At 45.8% G+C, this 22,078-nt stretch carries 16 protein-coding genes; 8 read left to right on the plus strand and 8 right to left on the minus strand.

From position 1 onward, the window contains the following. Window position 1: 1 nt before the first annotated feature. From NIASO_RS01400 to NIASO_RS01410, 3 genes are all read right to left on the minus strand, one after another. On the minus strand, window positions 2-1,288 hold the full coding sequence (locus tag NIASO_RS01400; protein WP_008582035.1) for a nucleotide sugar dehydrogenase: 1,287 nt from the start codon (window positions 1,286-1,288) through the stop codon (window positions 2-4). A 112-nt stretch (window positions 1,289-1,400) separates the two neighbouring features. Then, window positions 1,401-2,489, minus strand: a complete 1,089-nt coding sequence (locus NIASO_RS01405) for a Wzz/FepE/Etk N-terminal domain-containing protein (protein ID WP_008582034.1) — start codon at window positions 2,487-2,489, stop codon at window positions 1,401-1,403. A gap of 14 nt (window positions 2,490-2,503) precedes the next feature. Then, window positions 2,504-4,990, minus strand: coding sequence for an SLBB domain-containing protein (locus NIASO_RS01410; protein ID WP_008582033.1), 2,487 nt, complete (start codon window positions 4,988-4,990; stop codon window positions 2,504-2,506). 421 nt (window positions 4,991-5,411) lie between these two features. Between NIASO_RS01410 and NIASO_RS01415 the strand changes: the two genes are divergently transcribed. Continuing rightward, window positions 5,412-6,386, plus strand: coding sequence for an acetyl-CoA carboxylase carboxyltransferase subunit alpha (locus NIASO_RS01415; RefSeq protein WP_008582032.1), 975 nt, complete (start codon window positions 5,412-5,414; stop codon window positions 6,384-6,386). 112 nt (window positions 6,387-6,498) lie between these two features. Then, window positions 6,499-7,392, plus strand: a complete 894-nt coding sequence (gene dapA / locus NIASO_RS01420; protein ID WP_008582031.1) for a 4-hydroxy-tetrahydrodipicolinate synthase — start codon at window positions 6,499-6,501, stop codon at window positions 7,390-7,392. A 168-nt stretch (window positions 7,393-7,560) separates the two neighbouring features. On the opposite strand, the gene NIASO_RS19550 is transcribed toward dapA, so the two are convergent. Further along, window positions 7,561-8,367 (minus strand): hypothetical protein, encoded by an 807-nt coding sequence (locus tag NIASO_RS19550; protein ID WP_008582030.1) that lies wholly within the window; start codon window positions 8,365-8,367, stop codon window positions 7,561-7,563. 217 nt (window positions 8,368-8,584) lie between these two features. On the opposite strand from NIASO_RS19550, the gene NIASO_RS01430 reads away from it, so the two are divergent. Beyond that, a complete protein-coding gene (locus tag NIASO_RS01430) occupies window positions 8,585-8,839 on the plus strand; it encodes a GIY-YIG nuclease family protein (RefSeq protein WP_008582029.1) in 255 nt (84 codons plus the stop codon). Between the two features lie 138 nt (window positions 8,840-8,977). Here the strand turns inward: NIASO_RS01430 and argS are convergent, their stop codons facing one another. After that, on the minus strand, window positions 8,978-10,753 hold the full coding sequence (gene argS, locus NIASO_RS01435; RefSeq protein WP_008582028.1) for an arginine--tRNA ligase: 1,776 nt from the start codon (window positions 10,751-10,753) through the stop codon (window positions 8,978-8,980). A 74-nt stretch (window positions 10,754-10,827) separates the two neighbouring features. On the opposite strand from argS, the gene NIASO_RS01440 reads away from it, so the two are divergent. Beyond that, the gene (locus tag NIASO_RS01440; protein ID WP_008582027.1) at window positions 10,828-11,346 is read left to right on the plus strand and encodes a GtrA family protein; all 519 of its coding nucleotides are present in this window, start codon (window positions 10,828-10,830) and stop codon (window positions 11,344-11,346) included. Window positions 11,347-11,434: 88 nt separating this feature from the next. Here NIASO_RS01440 and NIASO_RS01445 read toward each other — a convergent pair whose 3' ends face one another. After that, the gene (locus NIASO_RS01445) at window positions 11,435-12,793 is read right to left on the minus strand and encodes a Gfo/Idh/MocA family protein (protein ID WP_025298606.1); all 1,359 of its coding nucleotides are present in this window, start codon (window positions 12,791-12,793) and stop codon (window positions 11,435-11,437) included. Between the two features lie 305 nt (window positions 12,794-13,098). Here NIASO_RS01445 and dnaK point away from each other — a divergent pair, with 305 nt between their 5' ends. Then, window positions 13,099-15,018, plus strand: a complete 1,920-nt coding sequence (dnaK, locus tag NIASO_RS01450; protein ID WP_008582025.1) for a molecular chaperone DnaK — start codon at window positions 13,099-13,101, stop codon at window positions 15,016-15,018. 719 nt (window positions 15,019-15,737) lie between these two features. On the opposite strand, the gene nagB is transcribed toward dnaK, so the two are convergent. Both nagB and NIASO_RS01460 read right to left on the minus strand, forming a co-directional pair. After that, window positions 15,738-17,669, minus strand: a complete 1,932-nt coding sequence (gene nagB / locus NIASO_RS01455; RefSeq protein WP_008582024.1) for a glucosamine-6-phosphate deaminase — start codon at window positions 17,667-17,669, stop codon at window positions 15,738-15,740. A gap of 24 nt (window positions 17,670-17,693) precedes the next feature. Next, window positions 17,694-19,334, minus strand: a complete 1,641-nt coding sequence (locus tag NIASO_RS01460) for a beta-N-acetylhexosaminidase (RefSeq protein WP_008582023.1) — start codon at window positions 19,332-19,334, stop codon at window positions 17,694-17,696. Between the two features lie 136 nt (window positions 19,335-19,470). Here NIASO_RS01460 and NIASO_RS01465 point away from each other — a divergent pair, with 136 nt between their 5' ends. From NIASO_RS01465 to NIASO_RS01475, 3 genes are all read left to right on the plus strand, one after another. Next, window positions 19,471-19,992, plus strand: a complete 522-nt coding sequence (locus NIASO_RS01465) for a nuclear transport factor 2 family protein (protein ID WP_008582022.1) — start codon at window positions 19,471-19,473, stop codon at window positions 19,990-19,992. A gap of 284 nt (window positions 19,993-20,276) precedes the next feature. Then, the gene (locus tag NIASO_RS01470; RefSeq protein WP_008582021.1) at window positions 20,277-21,296 is read left to right on the plus strand and encodes an isoaspartyl peptidase/L-asparaginase family protein; all 1,020 of its coding nucleotides are present in this window, start codon (window positions 20,277-20,279) and stop codon (window positions 21,294-21,296) included. A 31-nt stretch (window positions 21,297-21,327) separates the two neighbouring features. Further along, complete coding sequence (locus NIASO_RS01475; RefSeq protein ID WP_008582020.1) at window positions 21,328-22,068, plus strand: copper homeostasis protein CutC; 741 nt, start codon at window positions 21,328-21,330, stop codon at window positions 22,066-22,068. The last annotated feature ends 10 nt before the right edge of the window (window positions 22,069-22,078 follow it).

Consider the following 22,078-nt stretch of genomic DNA (forward strand, 5'->3'; position numbering starts at 1 on the left):
TTTATAATCTTGCATCTACAATGTCCCTGTCCAGGTACGCCTTTGTATCAAAAATAACTGTATTGTTGCCGTTTTTTAAGTGTGCATAGTCAAAGGCAAGAAATTCATTGTGAGCAACAGCCAGAATAATGGCATCGTAATGTTCATTGACTTGTTCTATCATTTTAATATTATATTCTTTTTCTACATGCTGATGGTCCGCATGTGGATCATATACGTCAACTTGTACACCGAATTGACATAGCTCATTATAAATATCGATAACACGCGAATTGCGGATATCCGGACAATTCTCCTTAAATGTAATACCAAGGATCAAGGCCCGAGAACCTTCAATTTTATGCCCCTTTCGAATCATTAGTTTAATGACCTTATTCGCCACAAACATTCCCATATTATCATTTACCCTTCTGCCGGAAAGTATTACCTGTGGATGATAACCTAATGACTCTGCCTTATGTGCAAGATAATAGGGGTCAACACCAATACAATGCCCTCCCACGAGTCCGGGTTTGTACTTAAGAAAATTCCATTTAGTACCGGCCGCTTCAATTACATCGTTGGTATCTATGCCAACCCGATCAAAAATCAACGCCAATTCATTTACGAAGCTAATATTAATATCCCGTTGTGCATTTTCAATGGCCTTGGACGCTTCGGCCACTTTAATGCTGGGCGCCTTATGAGTTCCGGCTTCTATAATAGTGTTGTAAAGTTGATCGATTGTTTCCGCGATGGCCGGAGTTGAACCGGAAGTTACTTTTTTGATTTTTGTTAATGTATTTACTTTATCCCCTGGGTTAATGCGTTCAGGAGAATATCCGCAAAAGAAATCCTGATTAAATGTCAAACCTGACACCCGCTCCAAAATCGGTACACAATTTTCTTCAGTACACCCAGGATAAACAGTTGATTCATAGATTACAATATCTCCTTTTTTAAGAATGCTCCCAAGCATTTCAGATGCCTTAAGCAACGGCCGAAGATCGGGGGATTTAAATTCATTAATAGGAGTAGGAACGGTGACAATAAAAATATTATAGCGCTTGAGATCATTTATATTGCTCGAAAACCATAACCCAATATCGCCCGAAGCTCTTTTGTCTGTAGCTGATTGCATAGCCTCAAGGTCAGCCTCCCTGGTATGATCATTTCCCTGCGATAATTCTGCAACTCTTTGTTGGTTAATGTCGAACCCAATGACATCAAATTTCTTCCCAAATTCGATGGCTAATGGCAAGCCAACATAGCCTAACCCAATGATTGCGATTTTATAAGATGCATTCATTGTCTGTGATTTATTTATATCAAACTTTTCCATAACTCGTGATGAAGAAAATAGTATATTAATTAGCGGTGCGATTTGAAAGGAAAAATATGAAGAGTAACCTGGATTTTAATCATCCTTGCTCCAACACATTTTTGTATATCCTGTTAAACATTAACATTATGATACTTAACAAGCCTAAAATCGATCCGCCTAATATTCCTCCTTTTATTTTACTGAACCGTGTTTTTTCCAGCGGTAATACCGGAGCATCCACAATCTGAATTAAAGGTGTTTCTTTCTGAAGTGAAATTTTACTTAATTCCAGGTTTTTTACCAATTCTTCTAATATGCTTTTATTGATTTCGGCACTCGCCTGCGCATTTTGAATCGGAGCTACTCTTTGAGCCATCCGGGTAGGGTTTTGATTTGGTGTAGCATCAGCTATACTTGCTGCTCTGTATATAGAACCGGTCATTATATCTTTTATAGAATCCGTTTTTTGCTGCAGGATAACTACATTTTCTAACGACTTTTTTGTTTTTGTTTGCAGATAGAAATCATTTACCGTTTTTACTAGATGTTCGTTAAAAGCTTTTGCAAATAATTCATCCGGAGCCTTAACCGATACTTCAATAATATTTAATTTTTTATCGGGTTTGTCTACTTCAAGAAAACCGTTGTTGATCTCTTTTACGATTGCAGAAAGTAAGCTATCATGTAATATCTGCTGCCGGGGATCCGGATAGTTGTCGGAGGGATTAAATTGAATATTATTAAGCCCTGCCTTTGTCTTCCACTGTTCTTTTAGTTTTCTAAACTCAACCAGCCGGTCAATAAGCATTTGCTGCTTGCCGTTAAAAATGGCTGTTGAAAGCAGGGCCCGGCTAATCATAGCACGCGATTTATACAGCTCAAGTATATTTTCTCCCTGGAATATTCCGCCAGCCCCACCCATATCAATTCCAAAAGCAGATGCCAATCCGGCGTAAGCGCTTAATCCCGGGCTTTTTTCCCCTGTATCCAATACAAATGTAGTAGACGCTTTATAAATTGGTTTTTGGCGGATAGCGTAAAATATTCCTATCACAGCACCCAATATTCCAAAAGACAAGATCAACCACCATTTTGAACATAAATAGCGCATCCAATCACGGGCTCTGAGGATTAAGTTCTTTAACGAAATTTCGTCAGCTTCCGGTGTATTTATTTCATCCGCCATATTTACTCTTCTTTCTATTTAAATAAGATCACAATAATAGCGGCCAGCGATGCTATGGCTGAACCCAGTCCCACCCATCCCTGGGCGGACATCCGTTCTTTTTCTGATTTTTTGGGAACCGCTATTTCCGCACCGGGTTTTATTTTGGGGTAGGCATTGGCAAAAAGCCCTTTCCGGGCGCCCTGCACGGATCCGTTGGCGTAGCTTACAAAAGAGCCGCTTTTATATGCGGTCTTTGTAAAGCCGCCGGCCTTCCGCACATAATACTTCATGGGTTTTCCAGGGTTGTAAATGATGCTAATGGGACGTAACACTTCGCCGGTTACTTTAACCGTTTGCAACAAGCTGGGCACGGTAATAACATCTTCTCCCTGTAAAATAAGATCGTAATCGGAGTGCGGTTTTTTCAGGATCCGGTCCAGTTGGATGCCCACCAGGTCCGAGAAGGTGTTTACGTTCATTAAACTGTCTACAGAGGAAGAATCTTTGGAACCGCGTTGCTTCAACCGGTTTAAGTTCAACGCTTTGAGGCGTGCCTCTTTGTCAAGGTCTTCTTTGCTCTTATTTTTTGACTCGGCAGACTGTGGCCGTTTTAACGAAGCGCCAGGGGCATAGGCATAGGCCGTCAATCCACCTGCTCTTTTAATAACGTCTGAGATTCGTTCGTTTTTGGATTGTATGGTATAGATGCCGGGGCGTAATACTTCACCGGCAAGCCTTACCTGCTGCTGCGCCGTATAGCCCTCAGTGGCCCGTACGGCAACGATGTCAAAGGGCTGCAGTATGAAGGGGCTGTTTTTAATATCTAAATTACTGTTTACATTAATGGTAAACACTTTTGCGGTGGCCACCTGTTGCTGGGTCATATCGGCGCCTTTTACCCTGCGGGATACCTCAATGTTCATCGGGCTGCCGCCCTCTTTAAAACCGCCGGCCATCTGGATCAGGTCTTCCACGCTCATGTTGCTGGAATAATTAAAGGTGCCCGGGGTGCGCACCTCCCCGCCAATGCTTACGGTATATTCATCGCGCAGGTCAAAAATAGAAGAGATCTGGACGATGTCTTCCCTTTTCAATGGAATATCCGCTGCTGCCCCCTGCATGATTTGTGAAACTGAAAAGGGGAGCACTGAAGTCGTATTATCCTCGTTGAGGCGAATGATATAGCCCCGCTCCATAAAGGCGTCTTCCTTCAACCCGTCGGCATTTTTTATTAAGTTCTTTAGTGTTAAACCCTGGGTAAGTTCATACATGCCGGGGCGAAAAACAGCGCCTACAATTTGTATTTTATTCTCAAATCGGTCCAGGATGGGATCTACAAAAACCTTGTCGCCGTTTTTGGGTTTGTAATCCGGGAATTCAAGAATACTTTTAGTAATGATTTTTCGCTCAGTGGCGGTATTCTGGAAGATCCGCACTTTTGCCTTATAGGCCATCGAAGAAAATCCACCGGCATATTTCATTACATCCAGCAGGGATTCATCGGGCTTCATTTCATAAATGGCGGACCGTTTTACTTCTCCCAGCACATCTACCCGCAACAAATAAACCGGAACATGAATGACGTCCTGGTCCTGCAGGGTGATATTGCCGGTCTGGATACCATTGATCAGGAAGTCGTAGACATCCACCGTAGCAATTACGTTGTTGTTCCGGATCACCTGTATATTACGGAAAGAACCGTTCTCGTTGGGGCCGCCGGAAGCATATAATGCGTTAAATACAGTAGCCAGGGAGGGCAGGGTATAGGTGCCCGGTTTGGTAACTTCACCATTAATTGTAACCCGTATGCTTTTAATATTGCCTATGTTTATCGCTAATTGCGTACCGCCGCTGCGTAAAGCGGGATAGGTCCGGCTCATCAGGGACCGGATCTTATCGGTGGCTGCTTCTATGGTTAATCCGCCCACGGCAATGCGCCCCACATACTGGAGGCTGATATAACCCTCCGGTGAGACTTTCGTTCTGTAGCTGGCCTCATTATTACCGGTGAGGTCCACCAGCAATTCATCATCGGGGCCAATTACGTAATTTTTAGGGGTGGCCATGCGCATATTGGGCTCAAAGGTCAATTTTCCGGAACTGAATAATTCCGATCCGAAAATCCTGGATTTGGGCCTGGTTTGCAGCGAATCCGGGCGTTTCCGGTAGTTGGAATCAGTGGAATCGACGGTTCTTCTTCCCGGTTCTATTTCATCTGTAATATCTTTATTATTTTGAGGAGCCGACCCCTGTTGCCGGATCTGTTCCACCCGGGCTTTCAATTTTTGAATTTCAGTGGCGCTCATGCCGCCGGCGGCCGCCCGTTGTTCCAGGTCTGCCTCGGAATAGCCCATATCCTGCCCGCGCTTCATCATTTCCTTGATCTGGGCATCGGTCAACTGGTCTACTTTCATTTTGCTGTAGTCTACCTGGGCGTTAGCGCTTGAGGATATAAGAACTAATACAATGGTAAGTGCGCTTATCAAAAACCGGATCTTAATCAATGGTATTCTAGTCATTTAGTGGACGATGCTTAAAGGAAAAACTGCCTGTTAAAAATTCGTGCAAATATAAAGGATATCGCTTTATGACATAATTTTTTGTTCAACCGCCGCGTCTTTGCGTGTGGGAATTCGCTCTTTAATAACTGGATTTCTCATCCTCCTGACGTCGGATTCGAAATGACGGGTCAAACAAAGATTGGTCTGCGCAAATCTGTGCTTTCTGTGAGAGCTCTCTCCGCGCCGCTGCTCCTTAGCCCGATGGCTATCGGGACCGCGTGCAACCTTGCGTCTTTGCCCCTTAGCGTGGTTGCGTGATCCTGTGTCTTAGCCCCACTACGTGCAATTCCCTTGTATCTCAAACATCAAACTTTACACCTTAAACCTCGAACATGTCTAATAATTGCGTATTTTCGATGCCGATTAAGCAGAAAAAATTATGCCACAAGATACCGTACGACAATTTTTGGATTTTGAAAAACCCATCAAGGATCTTATTGAAGAAATTGAACTGACGAAGGAACGCTCAGAAAAAACAAAGATTGATCTGTCGGACCAGGTGCAACAACTGGAGCAAAAAGTGACCGAAACCCGCAAAGACATTACCCGTCATCTTACGGACTGGCAGCGGGTACAGTTGAGCCGCCACCCGGACCGCCCCTATACCCATAAGTATATTGAGCTGATGACGGATAATTACGTGGAGCTCTACGGCGACCGGAACGTGAAGGATGATAAGGCGATGGTGGGTGGTTTTGCTACGCTGGGCGGGCAAACCGTGATGATGATCGGCCAGCAAAAGGGCTCTAATACCAAAAAACGCCAGTTGCGGAATTTTGGGATGGCGAACCCCGAAGGATACCGTAAGGCCCTGCGCCTGATGAAATTAGCAGAGAAGTTTAACAAGCCGATCATTACATTAATTGATACCCCGGGCGCTTTTCCCGGGCTGGAAGCAGAGGAAAGAGGACAGGGGGAAGCCATCGCCCGCAATATTTATGAAATGATCCGCCTTAAAGTGCCGGTGATCTGCGTGATCATTGGAGAAGGGGCCAGCGGCGGGGCATTGGGCATTGGCGTGGGCGACCGGGTGTTTATGATGGAAAATACCTGGTATACCGTTATTTCCCCTGAAAATTGTTCTACAATCCTTTGGCGCAGTTGGGATTATAAAGTGAAAGCCGCCGAGCAGTTGAAACTGACCTCCTCCAAAATGAATGAATTTGGCCTGATCGACGGGATTATACCGGAACCGGATGGCGGGGCGCACTGGGATTACAAAGTGGCGGCTGAAAATCTTAAAAAACAATTGATCCAGTCAATAAAAGAACTGAAAACCCTGGATCCGCAACAACGCATTAACGGCCGGATCGAGAAATTCTCTAAAATGGGATTCTGGGAAGAATATAAATAGGGAAAAGTGAATAGGCAATAGTGAATGGTGAATAGGGAGGCCTAAATACTAAGAACTGATAACTGAATACTGATCCCGATAGCCATCGGGACTGAAAACTAAGAACTTATACATGTCTTTACAACAAAAACTTACAGGAACGGGAATTGCAATTATAACGCCCTTTAACGAGGATCGCTCTATCGACTGGGCGGCTTTTGAAAACCTGATCAATTTCTGGATTGAAAATAAGGTGGAATACCTGGTAGCTATTGGTACCACGGGGGAAAGTGCTACGCAAACCCGTGAAGAGGAACAGGAAGTGTTTGATTTTGTAAAAAAAGTTACCGGCAAACGGGTGCCCCTGGTGGCGGGCGTTGGCGGTAATGACACCCATGAAGTACTGGATGCCTTTAAAAAAATGAAGCTGGATGGCTTTGATGCTATTCTTTCGGTATCACCTTATTATAATAAACCCCGGCAGGAGGGCATCTACCAGCATTATAAGGCATTGAACGATGCGGCGCCCTTGCCCATTATTATGTATAATGTGCCGGGACGTACCGGGATGAGCGTTTCGGTTGAAACCACCTTGCGTATTGCGCACGACTGCAACAATATTTTTGCTACCAAAGAGGCATCGGGCAGCTTTGAGCAGATCAACCAGATCATGAAAAACAAACCGTCCGATTTTATGCTGATCAGCGGTGATGATGCCATTACCCTGCCCATGATCGCCTGTGGCGCTAAAGGGCTGATCTCTGTGATCGCCAATGCGTATCCAAAAGAATACTCAGATATGGTGCGCCTTTGCCTGGCGGGGAAATTTGAAGAAGCCCTGCCGCTGCATTTAAAATACCTGGACATGGTGGATGCCCTGTTTAAAGAGGGTAGCCCTTCGGGTGTTAAATATGTGCTGAATAAAATGGGGTATTGTAAAAATACGATGCGACTGCCGGTGGTGCCGGTGAGCCAGGCCCATGAAGCAAAGCTGGATGGGTTGATGGCGGCTGTTGCCAATCGATAAACGATAGACCATAAATGTGAAACTGCTTTGGCCGGTAAATCTGCGTTTTTGCGTACAAGTAGTTTTGTCTCACAGATTCCTCGGATTTTCAAAGATTCAATCAAACCATCCGCCGCGTCCGCTGCTCCGCCGCATCGCTGCGTGAAACCTTTGTGTGCAAGTAGTTGCTTATTGCGCCAGCGCTACCTTATACCACCAGTCCACTTTTCCGCTGGCATCGGTGCCGCCGTTTCTTGCGCCGGTATCCGATGAATCATTCCTGTGCATGCCGCCACCCCGACCGCCGCCGCCACGCATTCCCCGGCCACCGCCATGCATACCGCCGCCCCCAGTGCTCACATGGGTTTGAGCCGTTCCATGCGCGCCATAAGATCCGCCGCCCCGCTTCATTTCGGCAATACTGATACCAATGACGGTATTGTTTTTAGTTGTCGTCAATGCATTTTTGGGAATAATAGCTACATACCGGAAAAAACCATTTGCGTTGGTAGTGGTTGTAAATTGAAAGGCGCTGCTGTTATTCATGTCGAGCACCTTTATTTTGCCATTTTCATTTAAGGCCGCCTGGCGGTGGAACGAAATGTCGTTATGGTCGCTGTTTTTTAGTTCTCCGGAAGCGGGATGATTAGCAGAAGCCGCCTGTTGCGATGGCGGGCGGCTGCCGTTATTATAAGGGTACTGTATATATCTTGCCCCGTCTTTTGAACCGGACGGGCTAAAATAAATTTTTACCCCTTCCCGCAGCATCCGCATTTTGGAAGCGGCGTTGTCGGTTTCCAGGATCACATAAAAATTTTTATCATCATTCCGGAAGTCGTACCGGATATGCGTTTGGTCGTCATAAAACCGGGAAGGGTAGGCTTGTGTGGTAGCCTCGTCCATGTGGAGCGCTTCGGCAGGCAGTAGTTTTTTGCTGCCGGAGCAGGCCATGCATAAAACGGCTATAAAAGTAGCCGGGATCAGTAAGGAACGCATAGGGATCGTTTATTTTTCAGTGGGACTCCTTTTGTGAAAAATAATTGCATTTGAGAATTGTTAATTATTTAAAAAATGATCATTGTACTTGACAAATGTCATGATGTTCGCCGCGGCGGATCAGCATCTATTCAGGAATGAATCGTTAAATTTGTTGTGCTAACAGATACTCCAATATGAAAAGTCACATTTTTACGGTTTACATCCTTTCCAATTTTTGCGCACCGTTTTATATACTGGTGTTACCAACGATATCGTTCGCAGAGTGCAGGAGCATCGAAGTAAAGAAAATAAAGGATTCACTTCCCGGTACAATTGTTATTATTTGATGTATTACGAGGAGTACTCGGATGTTCGTAACGCGATTGCACGTGAGAAGCAATTGAAGCGCTGGCACAGGGAATGGAAGTTAAATCTGATCAGGGGACAGAATCCGGAGATGAAAGACCTGGCTGAGGAATGGCTCAGTTGATGATTGATTCCTGATCAAGAATTAGACCCTGAAACAAGTTCAGGGTGGCATTTCGTTTATTAAACGATCATTGTTCCTTGACGCATGTCATGCTGTCCGCCGCGGCAGATCAGCATCTAATCTTCTCAGCAGTGCGCACTACATCCGTTCCGGCACATTAATACCCAATAACGCCATTGAGGCTTTGATCGTCCCGGCGGTTAAGGCGCAGATTTTCAAGCGTAATGCTTTCTTTTCCGCAGATCCGGCATTGCGCACGGAATGCGCCGTATAAAAACTATTGAATAATTTGGCAACGCTGAAAGCATAAATGGCCAGCAGGGAAGGATTGTGCTCGGCAGCAGCCTGTTTTACAATGGTAGTAAACTGTTCCAGCAGCACTAATAGTTCCTTTTCCAATGGAAGTAATGGCGTTGCTGCATCCGCTGTTTCAGCCAAAGGCTCATTGCGTAAAATGGATTTGATACGCGCATGGGTATATTGTATAAACGGACCAGTAAAGCCCTGGAAATCGATGCTTTCGTCAGGATTAAAGACCATGCGCTTTTTAGGATCTACCCGCAACAGGAAAAATTTCAGCGCTCCCAAAGCAATGGTGTCGTATAATGCGGTCAATTCTGTTGGGGAGAAATCTTTAACCTTGCCCAGTTCCTCCGTTTTTGCGGCGGCCACTTTTACTAATTCATCCAGCAGGTCGTCTGCATCCACTACGGTGCCTTCGCGGGTCTTCATGCGGCCACTGGGCAATTCCACCATACCATAACTGAGGTGGTAGATGCCGTCAGCGTAAGGCTTATGTAATTTTTGCAGGATCAGCTTTAATACTTTCATGTGATAGTTCTGCTCATCCGCAATCACATAAATACTTTGGTCATAGGGGAAGTCCTTATACTTTTCATCGGCCAACCCCAGGTCCTGCGTGATGTATACGGCTGTGCCGTCTTTTCGTAATACCAATTTTTCATCCAGCCCCTCATCGGTTAAATCGATCCATACGCTGCCATCTTCTTTTTTGAAGAACACGCCATCGCTCAGGCCCTGTTCTACAAACTGCTTTCCTAAAATATAGGTATCACTCTCGTAATAAATTTTATCAAAATCAGTACCGATGCGTTTATAGGTTGCATCAAAGCCGCTGTATACCCACTGGTTCATTTTTTTCCACAGGGCCATGACCTCCGGCTTGCCGGCTTCCCAGTCTACCAGCATTTGCTGAGCGGCCTTCATTACAGGTGCTTCTTTCTCGGCATCCTCTTTGCTCAGTCCCTGGTTTACTAACTCCACAATCTGTTCCTTATGTTTCTGTCCGAACAGCACATAATAATCACCTACGAGGTGATCGCCTTTGATTCCCGTTGATTCCGGCGTAGCGTCATTCCCATAGAGCTGCCAGGATACCATCGATTTTGAAATATGGATGCCCCGGTCGTTAGAAATACAGCATTTCTGCACTTCACACCCGGTTGATTTCAGGATCTCCGCAATGGACCAGCCCAGGAAATTATTTCTTAAATGACCTAAATGCAGCGGCTTGTTTGTATTGGGGGAGGAATACTCCACCATCACTTTGGCGGGGTTATCCGTTTCCCTGCCCAATGAACTGCTGTTGAAATTTTTATCAAGATAACTGGTCCAGATCGTTTCTGCGATAGTAAGATTTAGAAAACCTTTGATGACATTAAATGCGGTAATTAATGTGGGTTGATCGGTGGTAAGCTTTTCGCCTATTTCCTGTCCGAGGTCTTCCGGCTTTTTCTTTAACTCTTTTACTAATGAAAATAATACAACCGTATAATCCCCTTCAAACTCCGGTTTGGTCGTATTGATGGCAATAGCCGCGGGGGCAAAATCCTTCTGATATAAATCTTTTAATGCACCTGCAACAACGGGCCTCAATATATCCACAATGCTCATTCCTTTCAAATTTGTTGCAAATTTAAGGAACGCCGGGGCAGAAATCATTTTAATAAGGAATATCTTCGCGCCGGATGAGGAAGCACTTACATAAGACCCGGGATTTTATCCTTCCTGTTATTGATTTTTTTTACCCGCCCTTTAAGGCGCTGATGCCATTGCAAACGTTCCGTTATGCCGTTTCCGGCGCGGGAAATACCTTGCTGGGCCTGGTGGCCTATTATATAACGTATAAATTTATCCTGGAAGGCCGCGATTTTCATTTTAGCTTCTATGCATTTAAATCGCACGTGGCGGCACTGGTAGTTTCATTTGTTGTAACCTTTGTGGTTGGCTTTTTCCTGATGAAATATGTGGTCTTTGATGATAGCCGGATCAGGGGGCGGGTGCAACTGTTCCGCTATCTCCTGGTTTGTGTATTCAACCTGACGCTGAATTATATTCTTTTAAAAATTGCGGTTGAAAGCTGGCATATTTACCCGGTATTTGCGCAAATAGGCACTACGGTGGTGGTGGTGCTCTTTAGCTACCTGGCCCAGCGGCATTTCAGTTTTAAAAAGGAAACAGAACCCAGCTATCTCGAAGAGGACTGAAGAATATTAAAGCACTGCAGATTGTTTGTTTTTACAAAACTTAAGTCCCCGTGTTTGGAGAAAAAGATGGGAAGTTGCCTTATTCCACCTAAAACTTAAACGCTTTTCCACCCACCATCACTTCCTGGGTCTTTTCATCAAACGTTGCTTTCATTCCTGTATGGGAAGCCGCAGTGGTCATAATATTGGCTATTGAGTGCATATATCCAGCCTCCACCGGGGCATTGGTTTGCTTACGGCTGCGCACACATTCCATCCAGTTCAGCATATGATTGCTGGTTAAAGGATCGCCACCGGTATTAGCGCCTGCGGCTACTTTTTCGACCTTTTCCGTTAATGCGAAATCGGGCAGTAAATTTTCTTTCATCCCCATGTCTTTGGCGGCCGATTCTTTCAGTCCGCCTTTAGGAGAAACCCTGTTAGTGATCAGGTTCAGCTCACCTCCATTGGAATAGTATACTTCTGATGGCTGATCACTTCCATTGCCCATGCGGGATTGAAATACCACCTGGAAGCCTTTGGTCAGATCGTCTTCCGGGCCATATTCAAATGCGGCGGAGAGGGTGTCCCAGTTCCGGCGTCCATCCTTCCATTGGTAAATACCGCCGTTTGCGGTAACGCTGCGCGGATGCTTCAAACCGCTGAACCAATGTACTGTATCGATCTGGTGGCTCATCCATTGTCCCGGCAATCCGGAAGAGTAGGGCCAGAACAACCGGTATTCCAGGTATTTCCGCGGATCCCATTCCTCATGCGGCCGGTTGGCCAGGTAGCGGTTCCAGTCCGTGTCTTCTTTTCTTAGTTTCGCCACCAGTTCCGGCCTGCGCCAGCGCCCCGGCTGGTTCACATTCCAGGTAAGTTCTACCATATAGATATCGCCAAATTTACCCGATTTGATAAATTCATTTGCCGCCTGGTAATTGGCCCCGCTTCTGCGTTGCGACCCGATCTGTATAATTTGTTTGGACGCTTTGATGGCTTTAAGCGCCGCCCGGGCATCCTCCATGGTTTCGGCAAAAGGCTTTTCCACATAAGCGTCGCACCGGGCGCTTACGGCTTCAATCGCGTGCAGGGCATGTAAAAAATCCGCCGTGCTGATGATAACGGCGTCTACATCTTTTGCTGCATATAATTCATCATTATTGCGATAGCCCTTCACCGGATGGCCCAGTTTTTCAGAAAGAAAAGCAGTGCCCAGGTCCCGGCGATAACTCCACAGATCTGAAACCCCCGTAATATCAAAGTTTAATTTTTTGTAATGATTGAAAAAGGCCGGAAAAAGGGAAGACCGGAAACGGTCGGAAAATCCTACGATATTTACCCGCACCCGTTCGTTGGCGCCCAGGATATTTGCATAACTTTTGGCGCTCATACCCATGGTGGCCAGGTAAGTGCCTGCGGAGGCCAATGTAAACTGTTTAATGAATTTTCTTCTTGAATCAGACATATGACAATAGATTAAAGGGTTCAAAAATGTGCCAATCGTGCTGCTATAAATATAGGGAAGAATTGGCATAAATCCACAGATTCTTGCTACAACGTTTTCGAGGAATGGATTGATAAGCAATTGATTCATATATAGATAATAGGGGTTGCAGGAAAAGAGGGCTGATTTTTTAAAACGCAGGTTCCAAGTGCTGTTTACAACGGCATGACATTTTTGCATATTCTTATGAAACGGCATAATCATTGAAAGCTAGAAGGTACTGCAATCGCGGTACTATTTAATAAAAGGAGAAAATCTTAAATACTATGGCAAAAATTATTGGTATTGACTTAGGAACCACAAATAGCTGTGTATCAGTTATGGAAGGTAATGAACCAGTGGTGATCGCCAACGATGAGGGACGCCGTACCACCCCATCCGTTGTAGCATTTTTAAAAAACGGCGAACGTAAAGTAGGAGATCCTGCAAAACGGCAGGCGATAACCAACCCTCAGAACACTATTATGTCCGTAAAACGTTTTATGGGACGTAAGTATGATGAAGTTAAAGACGAACTTTCCCATATCAGTTACAAGGTAGTTCGCGGAGATAATGATACTATCCGTATAGATATCGACGGCCGTTTATACACCCCGCAGGAAATTTCAGCAATGATCCTGCAGAAAATGAAAAAAACAGCGGAAGATTACCTGGGACAGGAGGTAAACGAAGCGGTTATTACCGTACCTGCTTATTTCAATGACGCCCAGCGTCAGGCTACCAAAGAAGCCGGGGAAATTGCCGGTTTAAATGTACGCCGGATCATCAACGAGCCTACAGCCGCTGCGCTGGCGTATGGTTTGGATAAGGGAGGCAAGGATCATAATATCGCCGTATTTGATTTAGGCGGTGGTACGTTTGATATCTCGGTGCTGGAACTGGGCGATGGCGTATTTGAAGTAAAATCGACCAATGGTGATACCCACCTGGGCGGGGATGATTTTGATAAAGTGATCATGGACTGGCTGGCAGAAGAATTTAAGAACGATGAAGCGATCGACCTGCGTAAAGACCCTATGGCATTACAGCGCTTGAAAGAAGCTGCTGAAAAGGCAAAGATCGAATTATCTTCTTCTACAGAAACGGAGATCAATCTTCCTTATGTAACGGCGGTTGACGGAGTACCCAAGCACCTGGTTAAGAAATTAACCCGTGCCAAATTTGAGCAACTGGCCGATAGCCTGTTTGCCCGTTGTCTGAAGCCTTGTGAAGCGGCGTTAAAAGACGCTGGTATGAATGCTTCCCAGATTGACGAAGTGATCCTGGTGGGCGGTAGCACCCGTATTCCTAAAGTACAGGAAATTGTAGAAAAATTCTTTGGTAAAAAACCCAATAAAGGAGTGAATCCTGATGAAGTGGTAGCTGTAGGCGCTGCGATTCAGGGAGCTGTATTAACCGGTGAAGTAAAAGATGTATTGTTATTGGATGTTACCCCGCTTTCCCTGGGTATTGAAACAATGGGTGGTGTAATGACTACGCTGATCCCTTCCAATACCACTATTCCTACAAAGAAATCGGAAGTGTTCTCTACTGCCAGCGATAACCAGCCGGGTGTACAGATCCATGTATTACAGGGCGAACGCTCTATGGCAAAAGACAATAAGAGCCTGGGTATTTTTAACCTGGATGGCATTCCACCGGCTCCGAGAGGGGTTCCCCAAATTGAAGTGATCTTTGATATTGATGCCAATGGTATCATGCACGTTACGGCGAAAGATAAAGGCACTGGCAAAGAACAAAAGATCCATATTGAGGCCGGTAGCGGCTTAAGCAAAGAAGAAGTGGAAAAAATGAAGGCTGAAGCTAAAGCCAACGAAGCTTCTGATAAAGCGGAAAAAGAAAAGATCGACAAATTGAACAGCGCGGACAGCCTGGTATTTCAAACAGAAAAACAACTGAAAGAATACGGCGACAAGATCCCCGCTGATAAAAAATCAGTTATCGAGGGTGCGGTTGGTAAATTAAAAGAAGCGCATAAGGTACAGGATGTTGCGGCTATTGATAAAGCAATGGAAGAACTGAATGCCGCATGGACGGCTGCCAGCGAGGATATCTATAAATCCGGACAAGGTGCCGATGGTGGTGCCCAGGCAAATGCCGGACAGCCGGGTGGCGATGGTCAGCAGAGCAACGCTGCCGGTGGCGCCGAAGACGTAACCGACGTTCCCTTTGAGGAAGTGAAATAGATTATCATTATAGCAAAAAGTAAGGCTGTCTGAAAGGACGGCCTTTTTTAATGGAAAAGCAAATGTGAGAATTTGAACCCCGATAGCTATCGGGAGAGAGAATATTAAACTAACAAAACGCGTCATCCAGACGCCTGCGCAGCCGGGGAGGGAGCTCGTGCAGGCGGGATGAATGAATTTGAAGATTTGAAAATGGTGATAATGAACCGGTATCAAAATTATCATTATGGGCTTAGCTATCCCTCTGATTGCGATCGATGTGAACCTGATGGAAGGCAATTAAGAAAAATGGTAGATCCCAGCGCAGGGCGTTGCTTTCAAGTTCAAATGGGTCGTGCCGACGGCACTCATTTTTCTACCCGGCACATCACTTCTGAATAAATTCCGAAGTTGCCTGACGAGCGCAAGCCTCTGGCTTTCTATAATATAAAGAATAGTGTTGTGCCGGCAGATCCTTCCCGCCGGTTAAGATTGAAGAGGCGTAGCCCCGGTTTAATAGGTTAACAAGGGACTTTAGTTCCTTGTTAACCTGTGTGGAAATGAAATCAGAGAGCCCGCGGCTCGGCCTATGTCGGCTCAATAATAGTATCCTTTCTAATCAATAGGGTCATGGATATTTTAATAAGATTGCTACCGGCTTATTATGAGTGATCAAAACAACATAAAAAAAAGAGTGCGGCAGTTATGCAGCACTCTTTTGTAAAAAATTCTATATACTATTAATAATGCCAACGCACGAAGGCTTCCATGGCCGCGTAATGCGTTAAACCCAGGTCTGCATAAATGGCAGCGGTATTGGCATTGCGCTCTTCGGCTCTTTGCCAGAACTCCCGGTTATCTGATCCCTGGAAGGGCACCATATCTTTTTGGGACTGGTGAATAAAAATACCAAAACGTTTTTTCAATACCTGTTCGGGGCTCATGGGCACGGCCATTTCAATTTCCTCGATATTCCATTCCTGCCAGGCGCCTTTATACAGCCACAGCCAGCAGTCATTCACCCAGGCATCACCGGCCTCCCGGATGCGTTGAAGGGCCGCCAACACGGCATTAAAACAAACGAGGTGCGTACCATGCGGGTCGGCAAAATCGCCGGCGCAGAATACCTGCTGGGGCTTTATTTTGCGGAGCAGCTCCATGGTGATCTTGATATCTTTTTCCCCCAGCGGTTTTTTGTCAATGGTTCCGGTTTCATAGAACGGCAGGTTCATAAAGTGAATATTGCTGTCCGGGATGCCCACATAGCGACAGGTAGCGCTGGCCTCGCCACGGCGGATCAATCCTTTTATCTGGCGGATGATCGGCGTATCGATCTGATCCGGTTTTTTACCCGCCACGTATTTACGTGTCTGGCTCAGGATCTTCCCCGGTTTGTCGGAATCGATCTTGGCAATGTCGTTAAAGCCTACAGCAAAATCAAGGAAACGCGTTACAAATTCGTCCGTTACAGCAATGTTTCCTGAGGTCTGGTATCCTACATGCACATCGTGACCCTGGTCGTGCAGGCGCTGAAAAGTGCCGCCCATGCTGATAATATCATCATCAGGGTGGGGCGAAAAGATCAGTACGCGCTTGGGGTAGGGCTCCGAGCGCTCGGGGTGTGAAGGGATCACGGCGTTAGGCTTTCCGCCCGGCCAGCCGGTGATGCTGTCCCGCAGCATATAGTACACTTCCAGATTGATCTCATACGCATTTCCTTTTTCCACCAGAAGATCACTGAGGCCATATTGATTGTAGTCCTCGTTGGTTAAAGAAAGCACAGGTTTTTTAAGATCCAGGGCCATATTCACCACTGCTTTTTTTACGAGTTTGGGTGCCCATTCCACCTCGCCTGATAACCAGGGCGATTTTAAGCGGGTAAGTTCGGATGCGGCCATTTCATCAACGATAAACTGTACATCCGGGTGGCTTTGCAGTAACGATGCCGGTACGCGCTCCGTTTCCACTTCTTCCACTGCCGCTTTTACCGCTTTGGCTTTGGCCACACCCCAGGCCATCAGTATAATTTGCTTCGATTTTAATATGGTGCTGATGCCCATAGTTATGGCCATCCGGGGTACATCGGAAATAGTAGCGAATTCAAAAGAATTGGCCAGACGCGTAGAATTTTCAAGGTTGATCAGCCTTGTTTTGCTATGAATGCCGGAGCCCGGTTCGTTGAAGCCGATATGCCCGTTATTACCGATCCCCAGTATCTGCAGGTCAATACCGCCGGCCTTTTCAATAAGCTGTTCGTATGCTGCACAAGCGGCTTTTACGTCTTCTTTTTTCACTTCGCCGTTAGGGATGTGGATGTTCTTTGGGTTGATATCCACATGCGAAAAAAGGTGGGTATGCATGAAACGGTAATAGCTCTGGATGGCTTCCCGGCTGATGGGGTAGTACTCATCCAGGTTAAAAGTAACCACATTTTTAAAGCTGAGTTTTTCTTCCTTGTGCAGGCGCACCAGCTCGGCATATAATGTTTTCGGACTGGAACCCGTAGCAAGCCCCAAAACACATTTTTGATTCAGCTTTTGTTTGGCACGAATCAGCTCCGCAATTGTTTTTGCAATAGCAAGAGACCCTTCTTTGGAGCCCGGATAGATCTTTACATCTATCTTCTCCAGTGCATCGGAATGGTTGGGTGTTATTGTTTGTGCTTTAGTCATCCTCTTAATTTTTTGAATTGATTTTTATTTTGATTGCTTGCCGTAATAGTTAATGTTCCAGAGATCGTATCGTTTTTTCTGTGTGGCTAACCGCCGGCTAAAGTCGTCATAATTCTTCTGAGACTGCGGCGTCCACAATGTTTCGCATACAGCGGCCGCGCGCGGAAACAGCATATATTCAACTTTTCTGGGGTTGGTGATATATTCCGTCCACAGGTTGGCCTGGCCGCCTTTTATATATCGGGCTTCATCGCTGGTCAGGGCATCAGGGAAGAGGTGCCAGCTATATACCTTCTCAATAGACAGATAGCCTTTGTTGTTCGAGATGGTTACGGAATCTTCTTTTGGCGCCTGCTGATAATCGAGGTAGGCGTATGTGGTAGGAGACATAATTACATTGTGGTGCTGTTTAGCGGCTTCTATTCCGCCCTTTTCACCCCGCCAGCTCATCACCCAGGCATTGGGTGCCAGGCCGCCTTCCAGTATTTCATCCCAGCCCAGTATAACTTTGCCTTTAGCGTTAATGTATTTTTCTATGCGCTGTATAAAATAGCTCTGCAGCTCATGTTCGTCTTTCAGATGGTTTTCTTTCATTCTCTTTTGGCACAGCGGGCAGGTATGCCAGTTGTTCTTAGGGGCCTCATCGCCGCCTATGTGTACAAATTTAGAAGGGAAGAGGGGGAGCACTTCGTCTAACACATCCTGTAAGAATTTAAAGGTATGTTCTTTGCCGGCGCAGAAAATGTCGTCATATACGCCCCAGCTTTGCATTACGTGCTTGCCTGTTTTGCTGCCGGCCCAGTAGTCCGCCTTATTACCGGCTTTTACAAAATAATCATACGTCGGTTTGTCAGGAAAACAGCTTAATTCAGGATAAGCTGCAATGGCGGCGCTCCCATGACCGGGCATTTCAATTTCGGGTATAACCGTAATGTATCTTTTAGCAGCATAGGCCACAATTTCCTTTACCTGGGCCTGGGTATAAAAACCTCCGTAACGCTGATAAGTATTACCGGTACCCGGGAAGCGGCCGATAATGGTCCCGTCGCGCCAGGCGCCAACAGATGTTAACCGGGGATATTTTTTTATTTCAATCCGCCAGCCCTGGTCTTCGGTAAGATGCCAGTGGAAGTAGTTTATTTTATGCAGTGCCAGAAAATCGATATATTTTTTTACATATTCAACCGGGAAAAAATGACGCCCCACGTCCAGCATCATCCCCCTGTAAGATACCACCGGCGCATCTGTTATGGAAACAGACGGGATGGCAAGGGTTGTTGCTTTCCGGGTTGGTAATAATTGGATTAAAGTTTGCACGCCATAAAAAGTGCCGGCTTCAGAATTTCCATTAATTTTAACGCCATTATTGTTTGCTTCAAGGTTGTACCCTTCATTGGAAGCAGTCTTTGTATTAAGAATAATTCCTTTACTTCCTTTTGAAACGATTGGTAAAGTGAAGCCATAGAAGCTTTTGAGGTAACCGTTAAAAAGTGCAGCAATGTTTCTCTCGCCCTGGGTAGCAGCAACAATAGGCGTAGCACGCGTTAAGGTAAAGGTGCCGCTTTTTTGTACCAGGGTCTGGGGTTTGGGGATAATGTCTATTTCCTGTGCGGAAACACTTCGGGTTGTAAAACAAAAAAGTAAGAATAAAACAGCAATACGCATAACAAGAATTTATAATTTAGTGCTCCAAGTTAAGGATTTTTTAAGTTACAATACGGTATTAATCAATGCAAACGATTGTCTTATATTCGCGCCACAATTTTCGCAGGCAGGGAGCCCTGATTACATATAAAACAGGATGAATAATATTGAAGTTATAACGGCATTTTTTTCGGCCTTTAAAAAGTTGGATTACGAACGGATGAACGAATATTACACCGATGATATTCTCTTTTCTGATCCGTTATCTGGATTGCTGCAGGGGCAGCAGGTAAGGGATCGCTTGAAGATGATTTGCAGGGCGGTTAAGGATTTTCATCTTACCATTATTAAAACAGAAGTGATAGATCAGGAATATGTAACCTGCCAGTGGCGGGCAGATTATTATTCCATCCGGTTAAGAAAACAAATCACTTTTCCTATAAAAACTTTTATGAAGATTGTGGACGGGCAAATAACCGAACAGAGCGAAGGATATAATCTTACGCAGTGGATTGGTAAAGCCTATGGTGTTAAAGGGCGGTTGTTTGGTTGGACGAACTTTATGAAAAGAAAAGTGCAAAAAGAATATCAGCGGGAGCTGGAACGTTTTGCCGGATCGAAGGGCCTGTTTCCACCGGATAAAAGACGCCGCCATATTTCTGATTCGTTTGACCAGTAAAGAGCTGCATTTCAGCATGATCACATTCTTTTGCTTGTATATATCCAATAGCCCAAATACTATATCGCGGTATAGGTCCAAATCTTCTTATGATGGCAAACACCGGCTTCAGGGCTGATCAAAAACCATGAACTAATGATTAGCCGGGAATCCGGAAAGACGGGAAGGCTTTGTTTTTAAATCGCCTGAGATTTACCGCCTTGCCGCCTTGCCGGTCAAAAAAACTTTTTGGTCGGCCCCCTATAAAGTGTGGCGGAATAATTAATTTCGAAAAAAATAAATCTATGGTCAGCAGAAAACGGTTTCTCCAATTGGGGATGTTGGGCGGGGTATCTTCCTTTTTTTTAAAGAATGCAGCCGGGCAATCACTCAATCAGAAAAAGCCGATTGTAATATCTACCTGGGATGCGGGGTTGGCAGCAAACAAAGGCGCCTGGGAGGTGCTGTCCAAAGGAGGAACCGCGCTGGATGCCGTTGAAAATGGAGTGAAAATTACGGAAGCTTCGCAAAATTGCTGTGTAGGCTTAGGAGCCAATCCGGATCGGGATGGCTATGTAACCCTTGATGCCAGTATTATGGATCACCAGTTCAATTGCGGCGCAGTGGGCGCTTTGGAGCGTATTAAGCACCCGATCTCCGTTGCCCGGAGGGTAATGGAAAAAACACCCCACGTTATGTTGGTGGGTGTAGGGGCACAGCAGTTCGCTGTTGAAGAAGGGTTCCCGCTGGAGCCCGAAACACTTTCGGAAGATGCGCGCAAGGCTTACCAGCGATGGCTGAAAAATTCGAAGTATGAACCGGCCATTAACCGCGAAAATAAAGGTCATGGTCCGGCCGCGCCGCTGCGGTTTGACAATGGTGAATGGAATCATGATACGATCGGGATGCTGGCAATGGATATAAACGGAAATTTAAGCGGCAGTTGTACTACCAGTGGAATGGGATTTAAGATGCGCGGCCGGTTGGGTGACTCGCCGATCATTGGCGCGGGGCTTTTTGTAGATAATGAAGTGGGCGCCTGCGTGGCCACCGGGCAGGGTGAAGACGTGATCCGGGTGGCAGGTTCACACAGCGTGGTAGAAATGATGCGGCAGGGATTTGCTCCTGCTATGGCCTGTAAAAAAGTAATTGAGCGTATTGTGAAAATTAAGAAGGCGGATGCCAAAAAGATCCAGGTGGCTTTTATTGCATTAGACCGGAACGGGGTAGCCGGCGCTTATTCGATACATCCGGGTTTTAATTACGCAATAAAAACCGGCAGCCGGGAGCAGCTTTTGAACCCGGGGAGCTATTTTTCAGTTTAATTTGGGAATTTGAAAATGTGAAAATGTGGAAATGGAGTATAATGATTTTATTGTTGAGATAGCGACTACAGATTTTGAGTCTGTAAAAGCTGCTGTGGCCGGCGGGGCCGACCGGATAGAGCTTTGCGCCAACCTGGGAGAGGGTGGCACTACGCAGTCCTACGGTGTGATCCAAAAAGTGCGGGAGCATTTTGATGTTCCGATATACCCCATCATCCGTGTAAGGGGGGGCGATTTTTTATATACCGAAGCCGAATTCGACTGTATGCTGGCTGATGCTATTAATTGCAAGAACCTGGATTGCGATGGGGTCGTGACAGGTTTTTTAAAGGCCAACGGAACGATCGATACGGAGCGTACCGCCCGGGTCGTGGAGGCCGTATATCCGTTAGGCGTTACTTTTCACCGGGCTTTCGACCGGTGCAGGGAGCCGCTGGAAGCATTGGAACAGATCATTAAAACCGGTTGCGAACGTATATTGACCAGCGGACAGCAGGCTACGGCTATGGAAGGAAGCCAACTGATCCGGCAATTGCGGCAGCAGGCGGATGGCCGTATCCGTATTATGCCCGGAAGCGGCGTACGCGCCAATAATGTAAAACAGTTGGTGGAAATAACGGGCTGTCATGAATTTCATAGCTCCCTGCGGGAAATGATTCCTTCGAAGATGCACTATACAGTCCCGGCCTTTGAAAACGATAGGGAAACGGTTCAACATTCAGGGATCAATCCCGCGGCAGTGGCAGCATTCAAAAAGGCACTGCATTATTGAATTTAATCCG

It is taken from the genome of Niabella soli DSM 19437 (genome assembly GCF_000243115.2).
Lineage (GTDB): Bacteria > Bacteroidota > Bacteroidia > Chitinophagales > Chitinophagaceae > Niabella > Niabella soli.

Bases quoted from the DNA above. Each gene is read 5' to 3' on its own strand.
- NIASO_RS19550 (WP_008582030.1), bottom strand. From the start codon at position 8,367: ATGCGTTCCTTACTGATCCCGGCTACTTTTATAGCCGTTTTATGCATG.
- nagB (WP_008582024.1), bottom strand. From the start codon at position 17,669: ATGACTAAAGCACAAACAATAACACCCAACCATTCCGATGCACTGGAG.
- NIASO_RS01440 (WP_008582027.1), top strand. From the start codon at position 10,828: ATGAGGAAGCACTTACATAAGACCCGGGATTTTATCCTTCCTGTTATT.
- argS (WP_008582028.1), bottom strand. From the start codon at position 10,753: ATGAGCATTGTGGATATATTGAGGCCCGTTGTTGCAGGTGCATTAAAA.
- NIASO_RS01405 (WP_008582034.1), bottom strand. From the start codon at position 2,489: ATGGCGGATGAAATAAATACACCGGAAGCTGACGAAATTTCGTTAAAG.
- NIASO_RS01415 (WP_008582032.1), top strand. From the start codon at position 5,412: ATGCCACAAGATACCGTACGACAATTTTTGGATTTTGAAAAACCCATC.
- NIASO_RS01470 (WP_008582021.1), top strand. From the start codon at position 20,277: ATGGTCAGCAGAAAACGGTTTCTCCAATTGGGGATGTTGGGCGGGGTA.
- dnaK (WP_008582025.1), top strand. From the start codon at position 13,099: ATGGCAAAAATTATTGGTATTGACTTAGGAACCACAAATAGCTGTGTA.
- NIASO_RS01460 (WP_008582023.1), bottom strand. From the start codon at position 19,334: ATGCGTATTGCTGTTTTATTCTTACTTTTTTGTTTTACAACCCGAAGT.
- dapA (WP_008582031.1), top strand. From the start codon at position 6,499: ATGTCTTTACAACAAAAACTTACAGGAACGGGAATTGCAATTATAACG.
- NIASO_RS01475 (WP_008582020.1), top strand. From the start codon at position 21,328: ATGGAGTATAATGATTTTATTGTTGAGATAGCGACTACAGATTTTGAG.
- NIASO_RS01465 (WP_008582022.1), top strand. From the start codon at position 19,471: ATGAATAATATTGAAGTTATAACGGCATTTTTTTCGGCCTTTAAAAAG.
- NIASO_RS01400 (WP_008582035.1), bottom strand. From the start codon at position 1,288: ATGAATGCATCTTATAAAATCGCAATCATTGGGTTAGGCTATGTTGGC.
- NIASO_RS01445 (WP_025298606.1), bottom strand. From the start codon at position 12,793: ATGTCTGATTCAAGAAGAAAATTCATTAAACAGTTTACATTGGCCTCC.
- NIASO_RS01410 (WP_008582033.1), bottom strand. From the start codon at position 4,990: ATGACTAGAATACCATTGATTAAGATCCGGTTTTTGATAAGCGCACTT.